The 17,920-nt window shown below is 54.4% G+C and carries 16 protein-coding genes; 4 read left to right on the forward strand and 12 right to left on the reverse strand.

Translation table 11 applies throughout. The features are described from left to right. Positions 1 to 243 precede the first annotated feature (243 nt). The 3 genes from Q7C21_RS18690 to Q7C21_RS18700 all read left to right on the forward strand — a co-directional run bounded on the left by Q7C21_RS18690 (position 244) and on the right by Q7C21_RS18700 (position 4,512). The gene (locus Q7C21_RS18690) at positions 244 to 2,133 is read left to right on the forward strand and encodes a sigma 54-interacting transcriptional regulator (RefSeq protein ID WP_375151025.1); all 1,890 of its coding nucleotides are present in this window, start codon (positions 244 to 246) and stop codon (positions 2,131 to 2,133) included. A gap of 119 nt (positions 2,134 to 2,252) precedes the next feature. Further along, on the forward strand, positions 2,253 to 3,179 hold the full coding sequence (locus Q7C21_RS18695) for a sulfonate ABC transporter substrate-binding protein (protein ID WP_238329356.1): 927 nt from the start codon (positions 2,253 to 2,255) through the stop codon (positions 3,177 to 3,179). 637 nt (positions 3,180 to 3,816) lie between these two features. Continuing rightward, a complete protein-coding gene (locus Q7C21_RS18700; RefSeq protein WP_003850554.1) occupies positions 3,817 to 4,512 on the forward strand; it encodes a haloacid dehalogenase type II in 696 nt (231 codons plus the stop codon). Positions 4,513 to 4,549: 37 nt separating this feature from the next. Here the strand turns inward: Q7C21_RS18700 and Q7C21_RS18705 are convergent, their stop codons facing one another. The 8 genes from Q7C21_RS18705 to arnB all read right to left on the reverse strand — a co-directional run bounded on the left by Q7C21_RS18705 (position 4,550) and on the right by arnB (position 13,578). Then, on the reverse strand, positions 4,550 to 6,079 hold the full coding sequence (locus tag Q7C21_RS18705; RefSeq protein WP_008926821.1) for a Fic family protein: 1,530 nt from the start codon (positions 6,077 to 6,079) through the stop codon (positions 4,550 to 4,552). Positions 6,080 to 6,228: 149 nt separating this feature from the next. Then, positions 6,229 to 6,594 carry a 4-amino-4-deoxy-L-arabinose-phosphoundecaprenol flippase subunit ArnF gene (arnF, locus tag Q7C21_RS18710; protein WP_008926820.1) on the reverse strand — a complete coding sequence of 122 codons (366 nt, stop codon included), beginning with the start codon at positions 6,592 to 6,594 and terminating at the stop codon, positions 6,229 to 6,231. Then, positions 6,591 to 6,911 carry a 4-amino-4-deoxy-L-arabinose-phosphoundecaprenol flippase subunit ArnE gene (arnE, locus tag Q7C21_RS18715; protein WP_003850557.1) on the reverse strand — a complete coding sequence of 107 codons (321 nt, stop codon included), beginning with the start codon at positions 6,909 to 6,911 and terminating at the stop codon, positions 6,591 to 6,593. The genes arnF and arnE overlap by 4 nt, the downstream gene beginning before the upstream one ends. Next, entirely contained in the window at positions 6,912 to 8,579 is a 1,668-nt protein-coding gene (gene arnT / locus Q7C21_RS18720) for a lipid IV(A) 4-amino-4-deoxy-L-arabinosyltransferase (RefSeq protein ID WP_003850558.1), read from the reverse strand. Then, entirely contained in the window at positions 8,579 to 9,481 is a 903-nt protein-coding gene (gene arnD, locus Q7C21_RS18725; protein ID WP_003850559.1) for a 4-deoxy-4-formamido-L-arabinose-phosphoundecaprenol deformylase, read from the reverse strand. The genes arnT and arnD overlap by 1 nt, the downstream gene beginning before the upstream one ends. Continuing rightward, entirely contained in the window at positions 9,481 to 11,460 is a 1,980-nt protein-coding gene (gene arnA / locus Q7C21_RS18730; RefSeq protein WP_140915798.1) for a bifunctional UDP-4-amino-4-deoxy-L-arabinose formyltransferase/UDP-glucuronic acid oxidase ArnA, read from the reverse strand. Before arnA ends, arnD begins: the two co-directional genes overlap by 1 nt. Next, positions 11,457 to 12,440 (reverse strand): undecaprenyl-phosphate 4-deoxy-4-formamido-L-arabinose transferase, encoded by a 984-nt coding sequence (gene arnC, locus Q7C21_RS18735; RefSeq protein ID WP_003850561.1) that lies wholly within the window; start codon positions 12,438 to 12,440, stop codon positions 11,457 to 11,459. The genes arnA and arnC overlap by 4 nt, the downstream gene beginning before the upstream one ends. Position 12,441: 1 nt before the next feature. Beyond that, entirely contained in the window at positions 12,442 to 13,578 is a 1,137-nt protein-coding gene (gene arnB, locus Q7C21_RS18740; protein WP_154926954.1) for a UDP-4-amino-4-deoxy-L-arabinose aminotransferase, read from the reverse strand. Between the two features lie 687 nt (positions 13,579 to 14,265). Here arnB and Q7C21_RS18745 point away from each other — a divergent pair. Then, positions 14,266 to 14,835 (forward strand): YceI family protein, encoded by a 570-nt coding sequence (locus tag Q7C21_RS18745; RefSeq protein ID WP_003850563.1) that lies wholly within the window; start codon positions 14,266 to 14,268, stop codon positions 14,833 to 14,835. Between the two features lie 35 nt (positions 14,836 to 14,870). Here Q7C21_RS18745 and Q7C21_RS18750 read toward each other — a convergent pair whose 3' ends face one another. The 4 genes from Q7C21_RS18750 to Q7C21_RS18765 form a co-directional block, all read right to left on the reverse strand. Next, a complete protein-coding gene (locus tag Q7C21_RS18750) occupies positions 14,871 to 15,650 on the reverse strand; it encodes an anti-sigma factor (RefSeq protein WP_003850564.1) in 780 nt (259 codons plus the stop codon). Continuing rightward, complete coding sequence (locus tag Q7C21_RS18755; protein ID WP_003850565.1) at positions 15,647 to 16,096, reverse strand: sigma-70 family RNA polymerase sigma factor; 450 nt, start codon at positions 16,094 to 16,096, stop codon at positions 15,647 to 15,649. Before Q7C21_RS18755 ends, Q7C21_RS18750 begins: the two co-directional genes overlap by 4 nt. 87 nt (positions 16,097 to 16,183) lie before the next feature. Further along, on the reverse strand, positions 16,184 to 16,720 hold the full coding sequence (locus Q7C21_RS18760; RefSeq protein WP_003850566.1) for a tetratricopeptide repeat protein: 537 nt from the start codon (positions 16,718 to 16,720) through the stop codon (positions 16,184 to 16,186). A gap of 143 nt (positions 16,721 to 16,863) precedes the next feature. Then, positions 16,864 to 17,877 (reverse strand): Gfo/Idh/MocA family oxidoreductase, encoded by a 1,014-nt coding sequence (locus Q7C21_RS18765; protein WP_008926818.1) that lies wholly within the window; start codon positions 17,875 to 17,877, stop codon positions 16,864 to 16,866. Positions 17,878 to 17,920 lie beyond the last annotated feature (43 nt).

Here is a 17,920-nt window from a genome sequence, read left to right on the forward strand (position 1 = left end):
ATTACATTGGGACTAACGCTTTGGTTATATCGCTATTTGCAGAATGTGTGCCAGTATGTATTTTGTTTTTTATCATTAAAATTCAATAGCTTATATCAAACAGGAATTGCGCTATCCTGCTGCATTTGCGGCAGATAAAGCTGCAGACTGCTGCAATGGCAACAACCCGGCTCGTTTCGCCCCCTCGTTTCCGCCACTGCCACGCGGTATGGTCATGGCTTTCCTGTTAATCCGGTAAACAAGATGCAGATATCCAGCCCTGAGTTAATTGATCCCGCATCGCGCGCCTTTAAAAGCGTACTGGATCAGCTCGCGCCTACCGATGCAACGGTATTGATCATCGGTGAAACCGGCACCGGCAAAGAGGTGATGGCGCGCTATCTGCATCATCATAGCGCCCGCAGCCGGCAGCCATTTCTGGCGGTCAATTGCGGGGCACTCACCGAGAGCCTGGCGGAGTCAGAGCTGTTCGGTCATGAGAAAGGGGCCTTTACCGGCGCGCAGGATCGCCATCGTGGCTGGTTTGAAGCAGCAGAAGGCGGCACGCTGCTGCTGGATGAAGTCGGTGAACTCAGTCCGTCGCTGCAGGTGAAGCTCCTGCGCGTACTACAGGAGCGCGAGATCACTCGCGTGGGCTCGTCTAAAGCGATAAAGGTCAATGTGCGGGTAATTGCGGCCACCAACCGGGATCTGGCTGTGGCGATTCGTGAACGGCGGTTCCGGGAAGACCTCTACTACCGTCTCAATGTCGCCAGCGTCACATTGCCGCCGCTGCGCCAGCGCTGCGAAGATATTCCGGTGCTGGCCAGTCATTTTCTGCAACTCTATGCGCGACGTCTGGGACGTCCTCAGTTACGGCTGAGTGAAGATGCTGTCGCCACGCTAATGGACTACAGCTGGCCGGGTAACATCCGTGAGCTGGAGAACACGCTGCACAATGCGGTGCTACTCAGCAGGACCTCGCTGGTCACGCCGCAACAGCTGCGGCTGAACGCCATTGCTGGCAGCGATTTACCCTCCGGAGAGGAGGCGCTCGACCAGTTTTTACGTCAGCAGATGCAGCAGAGTGAGACGCCACTCTATCCACGAGTGATCGCCGCGCTGGTAAAAAATGCGCTGGAACTCACGCAGGGTAATCAGTTACAGGCGGCCGCGCTGCTGGGCATCAGCCGTCATACACTGCGTACCCAGCTGGGGCATCTGGGTGTGATTAAACCCCGCCGTACCTCATTGCGTCAGCGCGAGGCCTCTCCTCATCATCAGCCTCAGCAGGAGCGTGAACTGCGTATCGGTTATCAGAAGTTTGGCAACCTTGGCATTCTGAAAGCGCGTCAGTCGCTGGAGCAGCAGCTGAGCGATCAGGGCGTCAGCGTGCTGTGGAGCGAGTTTCCAGCGGGTCCACAGCTCCTCCATGCGCTGAGCAATAAGGAGGTCGATTTCGGGACCACCGGCGAAGTTCCTCCCTTGTTTGCGCAAGCCAGCAACAGCCCGATGGTCTACGTCGCCTGGGAACCTGCCGCTCCGCAGAGCTTGGCGCTGCTGGTACCGACCAGTAGCCCGGTTCAGCAGATTGGCGATCTCAGAGGCAAACGCATCGCCGTGAATCGTGGTTCTAATGTCCACTATCTGCTGCTGCAAATCCTGGATGAGGCGGGATTAGCGCTGGATGAGGTGCGCATTGTCTATGCACCCCCCAAATATCCACTGACGCCCAGCGACCTCAGCGCGGTAGATGCCTGGATGATGTGGGATCCGCTCCTCAGTGATGCGGAGAACAGCGGACAGTTCAGGGTAATTGCGGATGGCACTGGCCGGGTCAATAATCATCAGTTTTACCTTGCCGAACGCGGATTTGCTGCGCAGTCGGGCGATCTGTTGCAGATCCTGCTCACCGCCCTGGAACAGACGGGCCGCTACATTGATGCACACCATACTGAAGCCGCCGCGTTGCTCTCCAGCGAACTCGGCATTTCTGCGACCTCACTAATGCACGCCTTAGCCCGGCGCAGCCATCAGACTCAGCGAATGAACCTGGCCATCATCCGGGAACAGCAAACCATCGCTGACCGCTTTTATGCGCTGGGGTTATTCAGTCGGGCCATTCGCGTACGCGAGTCAGTCTGGCATCCATAGCGTTTTTTTAGCTAAGCATCGAACATTTCCTCGCTAAGCGCTTCAATCTGCGTTTGTTATGTTGCGCTGACAACAAACAAACTCAGGAATGAGAGATGAAAAAAGTTTTATTCAGCGCAATGATTATTGCCGCCCAGGCGGGTTTTACATTTAACGCCCGGGCAGCTGCAGAGAAACCCGATACAGTGAATATCGGTTTTCAAAAAGCCAATATCTTCGCGCTGCTGAAGTATCGCGGCACGCTGGATCAGGAATTTAAGAAGCAGGGGATTGCGGTGCACTGGATTGAGTTCCCGGCCGGGCCGCAGATGCTGGAGGGCTTAAACATCGGCAGTATCGATCTGGCCGCCACCGGCGATGCGCCACCGACATTTGCCCAGGCCGCACAGGCCGATCTGGTTTATCTGGGACACTCGCCAGCTAACCCTAAAACCGAAGCGATTGTGGTGCCTGCAGACTCCCCGATTAAAAGCGTGGCGGATCTTAAAGGCAAGCGGGTGGCGCTGAATAAAGGCTCTGACGTTAACTATTTGTTGGTCACGGCGCTGGAGAAAGCAGGGCTGAGCTACAAGGACATTACACCCGTCTATCTGCCGCCTGCCGATGCGCGCGCGGCCTTCCAGCGTGGCGCGGTGGATGCCTGGGTCATCTGGGATCCTTACTACGCCGAAGTGGAAACCACCGCTAAAGCCCGGCTGATTAAAAATGCCGAGGGACTGGTGCCGCACTACACCTTCTATCTTGCCAGTCGCAAGTTCGCAGATACTTATCCTCAAATCGCCGCTCAGGTGGTGGATGAGCTGGACACGCTGAGCTCGTGGGCCAATCAGCATCATGAAGAGGCGGCTAAAATCATGTCCTCCTCAACCGGTCTGCCCCAGCCGATCTGGCAGCAGGCGCTGGCAAGGATGCCGTTTGGTGCAGAGCGGATGACGCCTGAAGTCTTTACGCAGCAGCAGGCACTGGCGGATACCTTTACCCGGATTGGTCTGTTGCCGGTGAAGGTAGATATCCGCAGCGCGACCTGGTCGCTGGATAAGAAGTAAGTAAGGGCCGGGCGTAGTTTGGGTTGAGCGAATTGAAGCCGGTGATTATGTCTGCTTGCCCTTTATATGCCGGCGGCGGATTCTGCGAAAATTACGAGAAAGGATTAACCGGTTAGGGTCTGACGGCAAATCCGGGTTCGGCTGATGCCGCCTATGGCTTTGCGGCGATGAGCGAATGAGTGGGGGACTGGCGGAGTGACATCGCGTTCCCTTTGCTGATTTTACCTGTCTGGTATTGCCGCCGGATGCATCAGAAAAGGAGGAAGACGACGTTATGCTTACAGACAAACATAGCCACGAGGATAACGCCATCACGTTGAATAGCCTTGTCGCATCAACTAAAACCACGGGCGGTATTGGTACGGCAGGCGTTTGTTGTTCCTCAGAAACCCGGAAGAGCAATCGATCCGGCTAAAGAAGGTAAAGTGCATTTCGATTAAGAATCGCCCAGCCGGGCATTTTGTTTAACATAATTAGTATTATGCGCATGACTAATTTCCTGAATCGCATCAGGTTTTCTAGTTTGATTTCTAACTATCGCAGCACCCGATATTGAGCAATCCTCATCAGTATTCTACCTTCAGAGAGCGTCTTTAACGCCTCACCTGTCACATCCATTAAACCAACCGGAGGCACGATGACCGACAGTCACAACCCCGCACCCTACAGCGGCACCCTGTTTTTTGATGTCAATGAGACCCTGCTGGATACCACTGAGCTGAACCGGGTTGTCGCGCAGCGACTCGGTGACCGACCGGAACGTGCTGAAGCCTGGTTTACCGCGCTATTACATCATTCACTCGTGGAGTCGGTGACCGGCAGCTGGCATAACTTTGGTGATATCGCCGAAGCAGTGCTGCAGATGACCGCCACACGCTATGGTATTACTCTGCCTGCAGACGCAACACCGCTGGCTGACATTATCGCAGCCATGCCAGCCCACCCTGATGTCGCCGCAGGACTGAGTGCTCTGCAGCAACAGGGATTTACACTGGTCGCGCTGACCAACTCTTCTGCGGCACTGGCCGAAAAGCAGCTCAGTTCTGCCGGACTGGCTCGGCTGTTCACGCGCATTCTCAGCGTGGAACAGGTTCAGGTTTATAAGCCCGATCTGAAAGTGTATCAGTGGGCAATGCAGGAAATGGATCAGCCTGCATCACAGTGCATGATGGTGGCCGCTCATGGCTGGGATGTGGGTGGAGCAAAACGCGCAGGAATGAAAACCGCATTTGTTACCCGCAAAGGACAGGCACTTTACCCGCTGGCACCTGCACCGGATTTGATTGTCAGCGATATAGGTGCGCTGGCCACAAAACTTAAACCGCTCTGCTAAATGCAGTGCTCAGCGACCTCACATGACACCTGAATACTTAGTCTGTGTGGGTCTCAAACGCTGACCTGACCGCTTCCACAATCCGTTGTGCAGTAGTTGTATCGTCCAGCAGCGGGAACGTTTTTTTGAGCTTGCCAGAAATCTGCCAGCCATTTTCTTTCAGCGAACGGATAATACGACTGGCGTCCTGATCAGGCATCTCAACGACCTCCTTCAGCTGCTGTTGAGCGCGCTGAAATATCACCAATACGCGCGCTTCATCAGCCATTTCAGTCCGGACCGTGTGCTCGATGACTCTGCAGGTATAGAGCACATGCTCGGTTAAGTCGGGATAACGCCAGGCGAAACGGGCATCCTCATACTCGGTGAAAGTGAAATTACTCCGCGTGCCATCTTCATAGGTTTTCAACTCGCCAAACCGATAGCAGCCTGCATAGCGCCGCATTAGCCGTTTAGAAAATACGTCCAGCGTGCGATCGTAACCGACCCGAAAATCCATCGAACTGGTAATGGTGGCTGAAACAGGCAGGATCACGCCATCCGGTATCGCTCCATCACGAATCAGTGTGTCATTGATTAAAAAACGGTGGATGCGGCCATTGCCGTCGCGCATCGGATGGATATAGACAAAGCCAAACGCGATAACCCCCGCACGAGCCAGTGGTGCGGCACCCCGCGTAGCCTGCTCAAAGGCTTTAAGCCCATTCATAAAGCGCGGAACGTCATCATAGTGTGGTGCAATATAGTGGACGATATCTTCACGCATGGTCGACTGTCCGACAAACACGGGCGAACGTCGCAGCCCCAATCCCAGCGCATCCTGCCCGAGAATGCCCTGCTGTATGGTATGCAGGCTGGCATCGCTGAGTGGATCCTCAAGCTGGCCGCAATACTGCGCGATAACGTGGGCAAATCGTTGAATACGATCGCCCTGGTCCGCCTCTTTCTCAATCAGGAAACTGGCACGTGACTCTTTAAATGTCAGCCAGCTGGCGGTGCGCATCAGAATATCCGCGCCAAAGGTGTTATCCAGATCATGCAAAGCATCGTTGAGATCGAACGTGAGCGCCTGCTCAATGGCTGCGGTTCTGCGTACCAGTGGGCAGAAATCAGCGGATCCTGGCAGATTATTATTGATGCGCCAGCGCCTGTTACGGTTCACGGTCGTTCGGGTCAGATACGCTTTGGATGAAATCGCCTCAACATAGCCTCCGTTGGTGACGTCCGGTACCTGTAAGGTATTACCAGTCAGCCATTCATAGAGAAAGCCGGCCCGTCGCGCATACTGTCCGAACGGTTCCTGCCGACACCACGCTTCCAAAGGTTGTGGTCCGATGGTCGTAAACAGGCGTGCGAAAAACTCCAGATGGATCTCTTCGTACTTGAGACCAAAGGCAAAGTGACCCGCAAAATCATCTTCCGGCTGATAGCCTGGTGGATAATGATTTTCTACCTGTCCCTGGCCCTCATGATGTGAGCGTACGGTTCCGATAGCTGACTTTACGCGTAAGGGCTGCGCCAGTTTGATAGCATAACGTTCGCACAGTGCGCTAAAGCCAACCAGCATGTCGAATCCTTTATCCGTCGCCCGAAAACGATAACAAAATGGATCTTTATCATGAAAACGCTAAAAAATCCATCATGACGGCATTAACTACCGCCCGGAAACGTTAATAAAAACGGTGTTCATTGCGGAAATGGTAAAAGAAGAAATGTTCAGGGCTTAACAACAATGCACAGTAGCCCGATTACAATAATCACCACACCGGCTAAGCTGCGCCAGCTAAATGCTTCGTGAAATACCGGTAAGCAAACCGCCACCAGCCAGACCAGCACGTAACTCAGGCTGAGCAGTGGATAGACCCGATTAAGCGGAAAATAGTGCAGCGCCCGAATCCAGCAGAGCATGGAAACAGCATAAGCTCCCAACCCGGCCAGCAGCAACAAGGCAGGCAGTATGGCAACTGTTGGCAGCGACGTCAGGCTACTGACATCGGGCAGGCGCGGCATCGCCCAGCGCATCATCAGCTGTGCCGCTGAGACCAGCAGCACGCTGCACGTAACCCATCCATATCCTTTCATAGCTGGCTCGCCATTAGCGCGACGCCCGTCACCACCAGCAGCGTGCCTGCAATCTGACGAAGCGTTAGCCGTTCGCGCCACAAAATGCGTCCGGCCAGCGCAACGAAGATGAAATTAAGGCTCAGCATGGGATACGCCTGGCTGACGGGCACCCGCTGCAGCACCAGCAGCCAGAGGAGCATCGCGATACCCAACAGCAGCACGCTTACGCCAATCCAGCTTAAGCGGATGCGGCCTGATACCGCGTGGGTCGCCTGTTTCTGACACAGCTGCGCGCTGCAGCTGAGCAGACTCACCAGCACAATCAGCAGCAGCATTTACTTCATCTGACCGTAATAAAGGCAGACAAGCCTGCCCTGGCGATAGACCGCATCCGGAACCGGCACATCCTCGCCGATATCACTGTGTGGGGAATCAACCAGTAACAGCAGGGACACGCTTCCCATACGGCGATGATCGGCAAGCCAGCCGCCAAAATCCGCCTGAGAGACAAAGCGGGATTGCGCATCCGGGTAGCTCAGCCCATATTGCAGCTCACCTTTATTATCATAGAAGCCGATATCACTGCGTTGCAGGTGCCAGGCTGCGGCAGATGCCACGCCCGGATTGTCCGCCAGAATAAAATGACTGGATGCCAGACGCTCGCTGATCACAGAGACAAAGTGTTGCGGCTGTTTGGCATCACGGATTTTATCCGGGATAGCTGAGCCAATAAACAGAGCGACCCCCAGCGGGCAAAGCGCGGCCACCAGCCAGCGGCGTTGTGAAAATCGGCAGCTGTATGCGCCCGCCAGTCCCCAGATGAGAAACGCCAGCGCTCCCAGTCCCAGCTTCAGCATCTCATGAGTGGCAAACAGGGGGTGATGCGTTACGCTCCAGGGCGCGAGTACCAATAGCACGGTTGCCAGCGTGAGGATGCCGAAAATCAGGTTGATCCAGCCATTAACGGTTAATGCGCGCCCTGCCCGCTGCGCCGCGTTCAGCCCATAATGGGCCATCAACAGCGACAGCGGCACAAAACAGGGCAGGATATAGGTTGGCAGTTTGCCTTTTGCCAGACTGAAAAACAGCAGCGGCATCACCGTCCAGCTCAGCAGATACAGTGCGCCGGGATTCTGCTGACGCTCGCGCCAGCCGGTCATCAGTGCACCCGGTAACAGCGCCAGCCACGGTAGTGTTCCCAGCAGCAGAACCGGCAGGTAGTACCAGAAAGGGGCTTTGTGCTGTGCATTCTCTTCTGCAAAGCGCTGAATATGCTCAACCCAGAAGAAGTAGTGCCAGAAATCAGGGGCCTGATGATAGATCGCCAGCGCCCAGGGTGCACTGATTGCTGCGGCAGAGAGAATCGCCAGCGGCCCGAAGCAAAGCAGCTCAGGTATTCTCTTTCGCCAGATCACCCATGGCAGAATCGCCAGCACCGGTAGCGCCAGTGCCAGAAATCCTTTGGTCATGAATCCCATGCCGCAGGCGAGACCCAGCAGCAGATAGCCGCCCGCGCGCCCGGCGCGCCCGCTGGCCTCCGTCGCCAGCCAGAAGCTGCACATTGCAGCCGCCAGCCAGAGCATCAGCATCGGATCGAGCACGGCATAGGTGCCAACGCCATAAACCAGCAGTGAACTCAGGAAAATCAGAGAACCCACAGCAGCGGTGCGGACCGAACCAAACATCCGCCGGCCGAGCCAGAAGATCAACGCGGCGGTTATCGCTGTTGAGAATATTGATCCTGCCCGTACACCAAAATTGTTATGGCCGAACAGCCATTGGCCCAGTGAGTTTATCCAGTAACCCGCAATCGGTTTTTCAAAATAGCGAAGACCGAAGAAGTGTGGTGTCACCCAGTTACCGGTTGCCAGCATCTCCCGGCTGATCTCTGCGTAACGTGTCTCATCCGGTTGCCAGAGGTCGCGGAACATCGGCGGCAGAAGGTAATAGAGAATGAAAAAGCTAAAAAAAATGAGCCACTTCGTGTTCTTATGTATCCGCACTAGTTCGCCTCTTTAGTCAGTTTCTGGCAGCCCAGCCACCCTTCCCGTCCGGGAATTTCACCTCTGACGATCCTTCCCACGGGTAAGGTGGTCAGGTCGTCGGGCAATAGCTCGCTTAACGGACAGAACTGAATGCCATTACGGGTTGCTGCATTCAGCAATTTGTCGAAGTCTGGTAAGCCAATAATCCCCTCCACTTCGGCATGCACGGTATAGACAGCGCCATCATCAGAAGCGAGCATTTTCGCCAGAATGTAATCGTTATAGCCTTCTGCGCTGACCTCACGGCCAACCACTTCATCCCATGTGGGTAACGTCACCGGAATCTGTACAGTGCCGATCTGGCCATCTGGCAGTATGGGCCTGAATGGCCCGCTGCCGCGGCAGTCACTGTTGTAGTGAAAGCCAAAATCCTGTTTGGCGGCAACGACCCGACCATCAGCACGCCAGCCTGCAACGGCCGAACAGCTGACAGGATGACCAAGGATCTCACTGAGCGTTTCGGTGCCGCGTGCTATCTGCTCAACCAGTTTATCCTGCGGCCAGACACCCGCCCAGGTCTGCCAGGCAAAGTGGTCCCAGGCATGCAGACCGACTTCATGCTGGCGTGTGGCATCCTGCATAATGTTCCGCAGGCCACGTCCCATCTGCTTTCCCGGCCAGGCCGTTCCGGCGAGCAGAATGTCCCAGCCATATAGTGATGCGGCGCGGGAGCGCAGCATCTTCATGAGAAACGCCGGTTTCACCAGCCGCCAGAGATGGCGGCCCATGTTGTCCGGTCCCACGCTGAAGAAAAAGCTGGCCCGCACTGCGTGACGCTGGAAGAGCTCAAGCAGCGCCGGCACACCCTGCTTCGTGCCGCGCCAGGTATCTACGTCAATCCGCAGACCGATCTTCTTCATCACTTATCAGCCTGTTGCTCAACGGTACGCAGGAAGAAATCGAGCGTGTTGTCGATAGTGACATCCATCGTGACGGTTGGCGTCCAGCCAAGTAGGCGACGCGCATTGCGGATAGCCGGTTTGCGGTGCTCCACATCCTGATAGCCTTTACCGTAGTAACTGCTGCTTTCCACTTCGCGGAAACCGGCAAACGGCGGGAACTGGCTGCGCAGCGGGTGACGCTCGAAGCTGGCCAGCAACTGCTCCGCGAGTTCTTTGATACTGGCTTCATTGTCCGGATTACCGATGTTGATGATCTGACCATCACAATTCTGCTGCTTGTTTTCGATAATGCGGAACAATGCTTCCACACCATCCTGAATATCGGTAAAGCAGCGCTTTTGTTTGCCGCCGTCGATCAACTTAATCGGTGAACCTTCAACCAGATTGAGGATAAGTTGCGTGATCGCGCGAGAACTGCCGATGCGTGCTGCGTTGAGGTTATCCAGACGCGGTCCCATCCAGTTGAACGGACGGAACAGGGTAAAACGCAGCCCCTCTTTTTCGCCATAAGCCCAGATCACACGGTCCAGCAGCTGTTTCGATACCGAATAAATCCAGCGCTGTTTGTTGATCGGCCCGACCACCAGATTCGAGCTATCCTCATCAAAGCTGGCATCAGTACACATGCCATAGACTTCAGAGGTGGATGGGAAAATAATGCGCTTCTGATACTTCACGCAGTCACGGATGATTTTCAGGTTCTCTTCGAAATCGAGCTCAAAGACGCGCAGCGGATTACGGGTGTATTCAATCGGCGTAGCGATCGCCACCAGCGGCAGGATGACATCACATTTTTTGATGTGATACTCAATCCATTCGGAATGAATAGCGATATCCCCTTCAACAAAATGGAAGCGCGGATGTTCCAGGAAGCGGCTGATGGCGTCTGAGCTGATATCAAGACCATAGACTTCAAAATGCTCATCCTGCAATAAACGCTCGGTGAGATGATTACCAATAAAGCCGTTAACCCCGAGGATGAGCACGCGTGTACGACGTTGCAGCGCCGACTGCGGTTTTGAATAGAGCAGTGCGCCAGGCACCATGCCCAGGCTTTGCGCCAGCTGGCTGCCATTCATGTAAACGCCATGCTCGGACTGTCCGGTCAGAATTTCCAGTGCACCCTCACCACAGGCGATCAGGAATGGCTGCTTAGAAATCACCGTACCTGGCTTCGCCTGATGCGAGTGCGTATGAACCCGGCTCTTCCAGACGATAAATTTAACCGAACCGGCGAAGGCGAAGGCGCCTGGCCACGGATCGGTAACCGCTCTGACCAGATTGTGAATCTTCTCTGCGGGTTGATTCCAGTCGATGCGGCCATCTTCGGCCGTGCGACGGCCAACACAGGTCGCCTGACTCTCATCCTGTGGCGTCTCACTGACCTCACCCGTGCGCAGGCGAGGTAAGACGTCGTTAAGTAACTGCTCTGCAGCCTGGGTCAGTTTACGATGCAGCGTCAGCGCGTTGTCTGCATCCTCAATGGCCACCTTCTGCTGCGCCAGAATATTACCGGCATCCGCACGCTTCACCATGCGATGTAACGTAACGCCGGTTTCCGTCTCACCGTTGACCAGCGCCCAGTTGAGTGGCGCCCGACCGCGGTATTTTGGCAGCAGTGAACCGTGCAGGTTAAAAGCCCCCTTTTCAGCGCATTGCAGGATTTCATCGCTCAGCAGATGGCGATAGTAGAAGGAGAAGATCATTTCTGGCGCCATGGTGCGGATGCGGTCAAGCCAGATTGGGTGATTCGCCTCGTCCGGTGCATAGACCGGAATGCCGTGCTCTGCCGCCAGACGCGCGACTGAGCCGAAAAAGTGATTTTCGGTAGCCACATCGTTGTGCGTAAAAATGGCGGTGATCTCATAGCCTGCGCTAAGCAGTGCATTGATGCCGACACAGCCCAGATCGTGATAGGCGAAAACAACGGTCTTCATGATTGAGTATCCTGTACTGAAGGCTCTTCAGGAGCCTGAACAATGCGTTGAACGAAATAGCGCGGACGCGCCCGAACGTCGTTATAAATTCGCCCGATATACTCCCCGAGCAGTCCCATACCCACAAACTGGGCACCGATAAACATGAACAGCACGGCGAACAGGACGAAAACACCATCTCCCGCCCATGCCGCACCGAAAAAGAGTCGCAATACGATAAGCACCAGCGAGAAAGCGAAGCCGGAGAGTGCAATCAGGCTGCCTACTACGCTGAGCAATCGCAGCGGCGTGGTGGTCAGGCAGGTCACCAGGTCGTACATCAGATTGATCAGGCGCATAAAGCTGTATTTCGAATCGCCAAAGGCCCGCTCAGCGTGGAGCACCGGCAGTTCAATGGTGTTTCGGGCAAAGGTGTTGGCCAGAATCGGAATGAACGTACTGCGTTCGTGACAATTGAGCATCGCCTCGACGATATGGCGCCGATAGGCACGCAACATACAGCCGTAATCGCCCATCGCTTTGCCGGTGACCCGCTGAATCAGGTGGTTGAGCGTGCGCGAGGCCTTGCGACGGAACCAGGTATCCTGACGCTGCTGGCGGACTGTACCCACCACGTCATAACCCTGACGCGCAGCTTCAACCAGTCGCGGGATCTCTTCCGGAGGGTTCTGCAGATCGGCATCCAGTGTCACAATCAGATCGCCACGGACCTGGCTGAATCCGGCCATAATGGCGGAGTGCTGACCGTAGTTGCGATTGAGCAGTACGCCCGTTATGCGGCTGCCGGGAATGATGGCAGCCTGTTCAATCAGTTCGGCTGAGCGGTCACTGCTGCCGTCATCAACCAGCAGAATTTCATACTCAATTTCAATGGCGTCACATGCCGCGCTGGTCCGCTGCAGCAACTCCGGCAGGCTTTCCTGTTCGTTATAGACCGGGATGACCACGGAGAGCATATTGATCGGTTTGATATCGCGCATTTCAGGCTCCGGCAATGTCATGTAAAGCCTGAATCACACGCTCGATATCCTGATCCGTCATTGACGGAAACAGCGGAATCGAACACATCTGCTGGCTATTCAGTTCACTGGCAGGTAAACGTAAATCGGGATAGTGTTCGCGATAATATTTGTGGGTATGCGCCGCACGGAAATGCAATCCGCTGCCTATATCCCGCGACTTCAGTGCCTGCATAAAGGCATCACGCGTCAGGCCGCAGCGCTGCTCATCAATGCGAATAATGAACAGGTGCCACGCGTGCTGATGTGGCCAGGCAGGCAGTGACAATGGCGTGAACGGCAGCGTTTGCAGCGCTTCCAGATAGCGCTCAGCTATCTCACGGCGGCGAGCAATAAAACCGGGTAGCTTCTGTAACTGCACCAGCGCAATGGCTGCGCTGATATCAGGCAGATTATATTTAAAGCCCGGCATCATCACTTCTGCCTGTGGCAGACGCCCCTTGGTCTGGCGATCAAAAGCATCAACCGCCAGGCCATGAAACTTGAGGCTGCGAATACGATCGGCGAGAGCAGCGTCATCGGTCACCACCAGGCCGCCTTCCGCACAGGTGATATTCTTGATGGCGTGGAAAGAGAAAATAGCCGTGCCGCGATGCCCGATTGGCTTCTCGTGATAAGTCGTGCCCACCGCGTGAGCCGCATCTTCAATAATGGCGATGCCATGCTGCTCAGCAAGCTGATAGATTGGCGTGAGATCGGCGGGAGCACCAGCGTAATGCACCGGAATAATCGCGCGGGTACGTGAGGTAATCGCCTGAGCTATGAGTTCCGGCGTCACCATCAGGTTGTCAGGATCGACATCAATCATCACCGGCGTGGCGCCCAGCAGCGTGATCAGGTTCAGAGTGGAGACCCAGGTCATGGACGGCGTAATGACCTCATCGCCAGGCCCGATTCCCATCGCCATCAGCGTTACATGCATCCCCGCTGTGGCAGAACTCACCGCAATGGCGTGCTGGTTGCCAGTCAGTTGTACAAAAGCCTGCTCCAGTTCCGCGCATTTAGCGCCTGTTGTTATCCACCCAGAGTCAAATACCGCTTTAACAGCAGCCAGCTCTTCATCACCAAATGAAGGGCGGGAAAATGGCAAAAAATCCATGCTAAAACTCCTGCAGATCAAACTCATTAGCTGTCGCGCGTTGTTAATCAGACACAACGCCGGCAAAAGAATTGAAATAGCGAATTATCAACATCCGGTTATGGCGTTATCGACACCTTATTTTCCCATTCTGGAATTGAGGTTACCGGACTGCTAATACAAACTAACGTATGAAACTTAACTGAACATTAAATGAATAGTGTTCATTGCAATAAAATGAATGAAGAGTGAGTTAAGGTTTTACGAAAAAGTTCACATTTAAGTTAATAATAATGACTCCGCTCTCAATTTTTGATTTATTGATGTTTTGTTTAAGATCGCAAGGGCTGCCACTTCTCAGATCATAAACCCACCCACCAGAGAAGCAATATCTGAGATTCAATACAACTAAATGATTTTACTGAAAATAAATCCAGACACACCAGGCAACTCCTGATCAAATCAGTATCCTGTTAATTTCACCGAAAACATCCGCCGATAAAAGCGTCTTAATGTATTCTTAATATTGTTCGTTATTAATGTTCAGCCCTAACAATAATTATTACACTTTGGTGAAACTAAGGTGACAGTCAGTTAATATTTGTCAGATTACCTGTGCCTGAAGGGTGAAAACAGTGCTAAAAAAATCGAATAAGATCGTGGTTTGAGGCGTTAACGTCTGGTCTGCCTAAAAAAGAGAAAATTGTGATGATGCGTGTCGCCTGTTTATGCACCCTGTTCGCCCTGCTCAGTCCGGTACTTTACGCCGCGCCAGTAACCTATACCATAACACCTGATAAAACATCGATTGGCCTCTCATGGCGTGCCTTTGGTCACGATTTTTCGCAAGCCAGACTACAGGGTGTGTCTGGCACGGTGACACTTAATCCGGATGAAGACCATGACGATCGTATCGAAGTGAATATTCCAGTGGGCACACTGGTGGCATCGAACAGTCTGTTGACCTGGCAATTGAAAAGCGATCTCTTTTTTGATGCGGAGCGTTACCCGCAGATTCACTTTGTGAGCAGTCGTGTTGCCTCACTGGGTGAGGGTAACTACCGTATTTTTGGCGTGCTAACGGTTAAAAATGTCAGCCGGTCAGTGGTGATGCAGGCCTCACTGGACAGTGGTAAAACAATTGATCCGGCGTCACGCTCTCTGGCGCTGCATGCCTCCACCGCGATATCCCGCTCTGCCTTTGGAATGGATCGATTGGTTGGAGTGGTTGATGATCGGGTAAACATTGCGCTGATTATTGCCGCACAGGCCAGATAATCGCTGTTGAAGCAAGCGCTCAGGGACAGACTTTTTTAACTGAGCGTGGTCACCAATGTTTCAGCGATGGCAGCCAACTGAGCAGAGGGATTACGCCCTATCAACACATACTGATAGCCACCGCGCTTCCACCAGGCCAGCTGCATGCCGTGGCGCTGTTCCTGAGTAATCGGGTTCGAATCCTGTGGTGCAGGCGAGATACAGAGCGCCATCGGACCATAATCAGCATGCAGCCAGGCGATCTGTGCAATCGACGTTCGTTCGTAACGCAGGATCCGCACCATTTTCAGTTCAGCGCCTGGCAGGCGAAGTTGCTGCGGGTGCAGCTCCAGTCCTAAATCCAGCCGTGTACGGTCGAGACCTCTCTGCAGCATTGCGGCGTCATTGGGGGTATCGGCCAGCGTTTCAGCACTGTAAAGCGACATATAGCGCGCCTCCAGATCGCGGATATTCTGACTTTCATCCTTCCCATCATCTGAGGGTCTTGCCAGAAAACCAATGCCGCTGCCCACCAGTAAAAAGCTGACCGATGCGGCAATAAGCGCGCGACGACTATACCCGGTGGCCACCTCGGGTGCCGGAATGGTCGCCAGGCGCTGGGCCATTCTGGCCTGTGGTGCCTGTTCGAGTAGCGGCGAAAAAGCCTGTTCAAAATCGAGACTGGTGTGCTGAAAATGCGCAACCCGCTCGACCAGTTCAGCATCCTCATCCATCGCCTGTTCAAACTGCGCAGCTTCTCGCGGCGTCATCTCACCATCCAGCCAGGCGACAATCGCCTCATCGCGCCACGGCGGCGTAAAAGTTTCCCTGTTCATCTCCGTTTCTCCTTCGGTGAGGGCGTGGTCGCCGGCTGTCTGGCTAGCGTGGCGCGAGCGGCGGCCAGACGGCTCATAATGGTGCCAACCGGGACAGCCAGCGTCTCTGCTGCCTCCTGATAGGTTAGTCCTTCCACGTAAACCAGAAACAGCGCATTTCGCTGTGCCTCGGGTAAGGCGTTAACGTGTTGCATAATGCGCTGGAAATGGCGATTGTCGTCGCTGGTGGCGTGATTATCCGCGGCCAGCAGCGCATCGGGATCCACAAATCCCTGCCCCTGCCGCACTTTTCGTGCGCGTAAATCGCTAACCCAGATGGAATGGAGGATGGAAAACAGCCATCGATCAATACGCGTGCCCGGCATGAACTGCGCGCTGCGTTCCAGCGCGCGCACGCAGGTTGACTGTACCAGCTCTTCTGCCATGTCACGGTTGTGTGACAACACATAGCCATAACGCCAGAGCCGCGTCAGATGTTCCGCAAGGTGCTGACGGATGTCACTGTGAGTGATTTTTCGCTCCTCCCTGCCGCATCAGACCTCAGGATGGCCATTGATCGCGGCTTGCAGATCGCGGTACTCCTCGCAATCTGTACCACAAATCCCGGCAATGGTTTTTAACTGTTCGCGAGCCAAATCGGGACGCCCTTTAATCATCCAGGCTTCGCCCAGATATTCACGCACTTTAGCGTAACGAGGATCAAGCGCAATGGCGCGCTGATAATAGCCAATACCCTCGTCGGTACGCCCCAGCTTGCGGGTGGCATAACCACGGTAGTTCCAGGCTTCGCGCGTATCCTGATTTTTCAGTGTATCCAGCAGGTTCAGCGCCGCCTGATATTCGCCCTTTTTTGCCAGATGATAGGCATAGCGCGTTTTATCATCGTCACTCAACTTGCTGGTTTTTTCGGGCACACAGCTTTTCGTATGACTGTCATAGACCTGACCTTTTGGACAGTCGGGCGTTTTTTTATCACTGTCATTATCACCCATCGCCATACTCAGCGGAGAGTGCAGCATCAGCAATAGAGCCGGAACAGCAAGCAGAGAAATACCAGAACGCGTTGTCATAATTTATCCTTATAGGGTCTGTGAGGCAGGCAATAAAGTCCGCCGGATGCAGTCCGCTATCGCGGCGCTGTACGGTAAACACCTCAGCGCCGGTTTCTATTCGATAAAAATAAAATTATTTTTTATCAGCCTGCCATGCCTGATCAAATCAGCAGTTTTTCCACCTGGCAAAAGCGCCCTTCTGCCAGCGAAATTACGGCGGCTTCCGCAATTGCCTGTGCTTTCAGACCATCCTCAAGGTTCGGCAGATCGTCAATCTGCTCACCATTCAGCGAGCGGATAAACGCATCCAGATGGGCATAGTAAGTGGGCTGCACCCGGCTAAACCAGTCGGGTAGCAGCCCCGGCTGCAGAATCTGCGCACTCTGATAGCAGCTGACTCCCCGCTGTGGCTGAGAAGCCGATTCGAGCATCCCGAGCGGTCCCATCACACTGATACGTTCATCGTAGCCATAACCAGTGCGGCGAGCATTGTCCAGCTGTGCCAGCGCCCCGCCGTGCAGCCGCAATAGCAACGTGCTGGTATCCACATCGTCAAATTCGCTGATCGCGGGTAACGCCAGCGCTGCCCCCATAGCAGCAACCTCCGTGACCTCATCTTCAGTCAGCCAGCGCAGCAGGTCAAAAAAGTGGATAGCCTGATCGCGCATCTGGCCACCGGAAGCTTTCAGATAACTCAGCGGCGGCATGGCCGAAGAGCGGCAGACCATTTGTATCAGTTCTGCCGGCCCAATCCGCCCCAGGCGGAGTTGCTGTTTAAGCTGCTGATGACTGACATCGAAACGGCGATTAAACCCCACAGTGACTGGTACGTTGTAAGGGAGGACATTAGCCACAGCTGAGCGTGCACGCTCAAGAGAGAGATCGATCGGTTTTTCACAGTAGATTGCTTTACCGGCACGGGCGGCGGTTTCCAGCAAATCGGCATGAGTCGGCGTTGCGCTGGCGATTAACACCATATCGATCTCTGCATCATTGATCGCCTCACTCACGGATGCTGCACGGGTCGAAAAGCGCGTCGCGAACGCGTCAGCGCGTGCAGGTTCTGCATCGGCCACCCAAACCAGTTCAACCTCAGGATGCGCCTGAAGATTCGTGGCATGAACTTCGCCAATAAAGCCACATCCCAACAGGGCAACACGTTGCTTTTTATTCATTTTGAACTCCGTCATAGTCCAGCAGAAAGCTGAACCAGCAGGA

This window comes from Pantoea sp. ANP04 (assembly GCF_041982285.1).
Classification (GTDB): Bacteria; Pseudomonadota; Gammaproteobacteria; order Enterobacterales; family Enterobacteriaceae; genus Pantoea; species Pantoea eucalypti.

What these genes read in the sequence shown, in the direction of transcription:
- Q7C21_RS18690 (WP_375151025.1), top strand. Translation starts at nt 244, where the DNA reads ATGCAGATATCCAGCCCTGAGTTAATTGATCCCGCATCGCGCGCCTTT.
- Q7C21_RS18695 (WP_238329356.1), top strand. Translation starts at nt 2,253, where the DNA reads ATGATTATTGCCGCCCAGGCGGGTTTTACATTTAACGCCCGGGCAGCT.
- Q7C21_RS18700 (WP_003850554.1), top strand. Translation starts at nt 3,817, where the DNA reads ATGACCGACAGTCACAACCCCGCACCCTACAGCGGCACCCTGTTTTTT.
- Q7C21_RS18705 (WP_008926821.1), bottom strand. Translation starts at nt 6,079, where the DNA reads ATGCTGGTTGGCTTTAGCGCACTGTGCGAACGTTATGCTATCAAACTG.
- arnF (WP_008926820.1), bottom strand. Translation starts at nt 6,594, where the DNA reads ATGAAAGGATATGGATGGGTTACGTGCAGCGTGCTGCTGGTCTCAGCG.
- arnE (WP_003850557.1), bottom strand. Translation starts at nt 6,911, where the DNA reads ATGCTGCTGCTGATTGTGCTGGTGAGTCTGCTCAGCTGCAGCGCGCAG.
- arnD (WP_003850559.1), bottom strand. Translation starts at nt 9,481, where the DNA reads ATGAAGAAGATCGGTCTGCGGATTGACGTAGATACCTGGCGCGGCACG.
- arnA (WP_140915798.1), bottom strand. Translation starts at nt 11,460, where the DNA reads ATGAAGACCGTTGTTTTCGCCTATCACGATCTGGGCTGTGTCGGCATC.
- arnC (WP_003850561.1), bottom strand. Translation starts at nt 12,440, where the DNA reads ATGCGCGATATCAAACCGATCAATATGCTCTCCGTGGTCATCCCGGTC.
- arnB (WP_154926954.1), bottom strand. Translation starts at nt 13,578, where the DNA reads ATGGATTTTTTGCCATTTTCCCGCCCTTCATTTGGTGATGAAGAGCTG.
- Q7C21_RS18745 (WP_003850563.1), top strand. Translation starts at nt 14,266, where the DNA reads ATGATGCGTGTCGCCTGTTTATGCACCCTGTTCGCCCTGCTCAGTCCG.
- Q7C21_RS18750 (WP_003850564.1), bottom strand. Translation starts at nt 15,650, where the DNA reads ATGAACAGGGAAACTTTTACGCCGCCGTGGCGCGATGAGGCGATTGTC.
- Q7C21_RS18760 (WP_003850566.1), bottom strand. Translation starts at nt 16,720, where the DNA reads ATGACAACGCGTTCTGGTATTTCTCTGCTTGCTGTTCCGGCTCTATTG.
- Q7C21_RS18765 (WP_008926818.1), bottom strand. Translation starts at nt 17,877, where the DNA reads ATGAATAAAAAGCAACGTGTTGCCCTGTTGGGATGTGGCTTTATTGGC.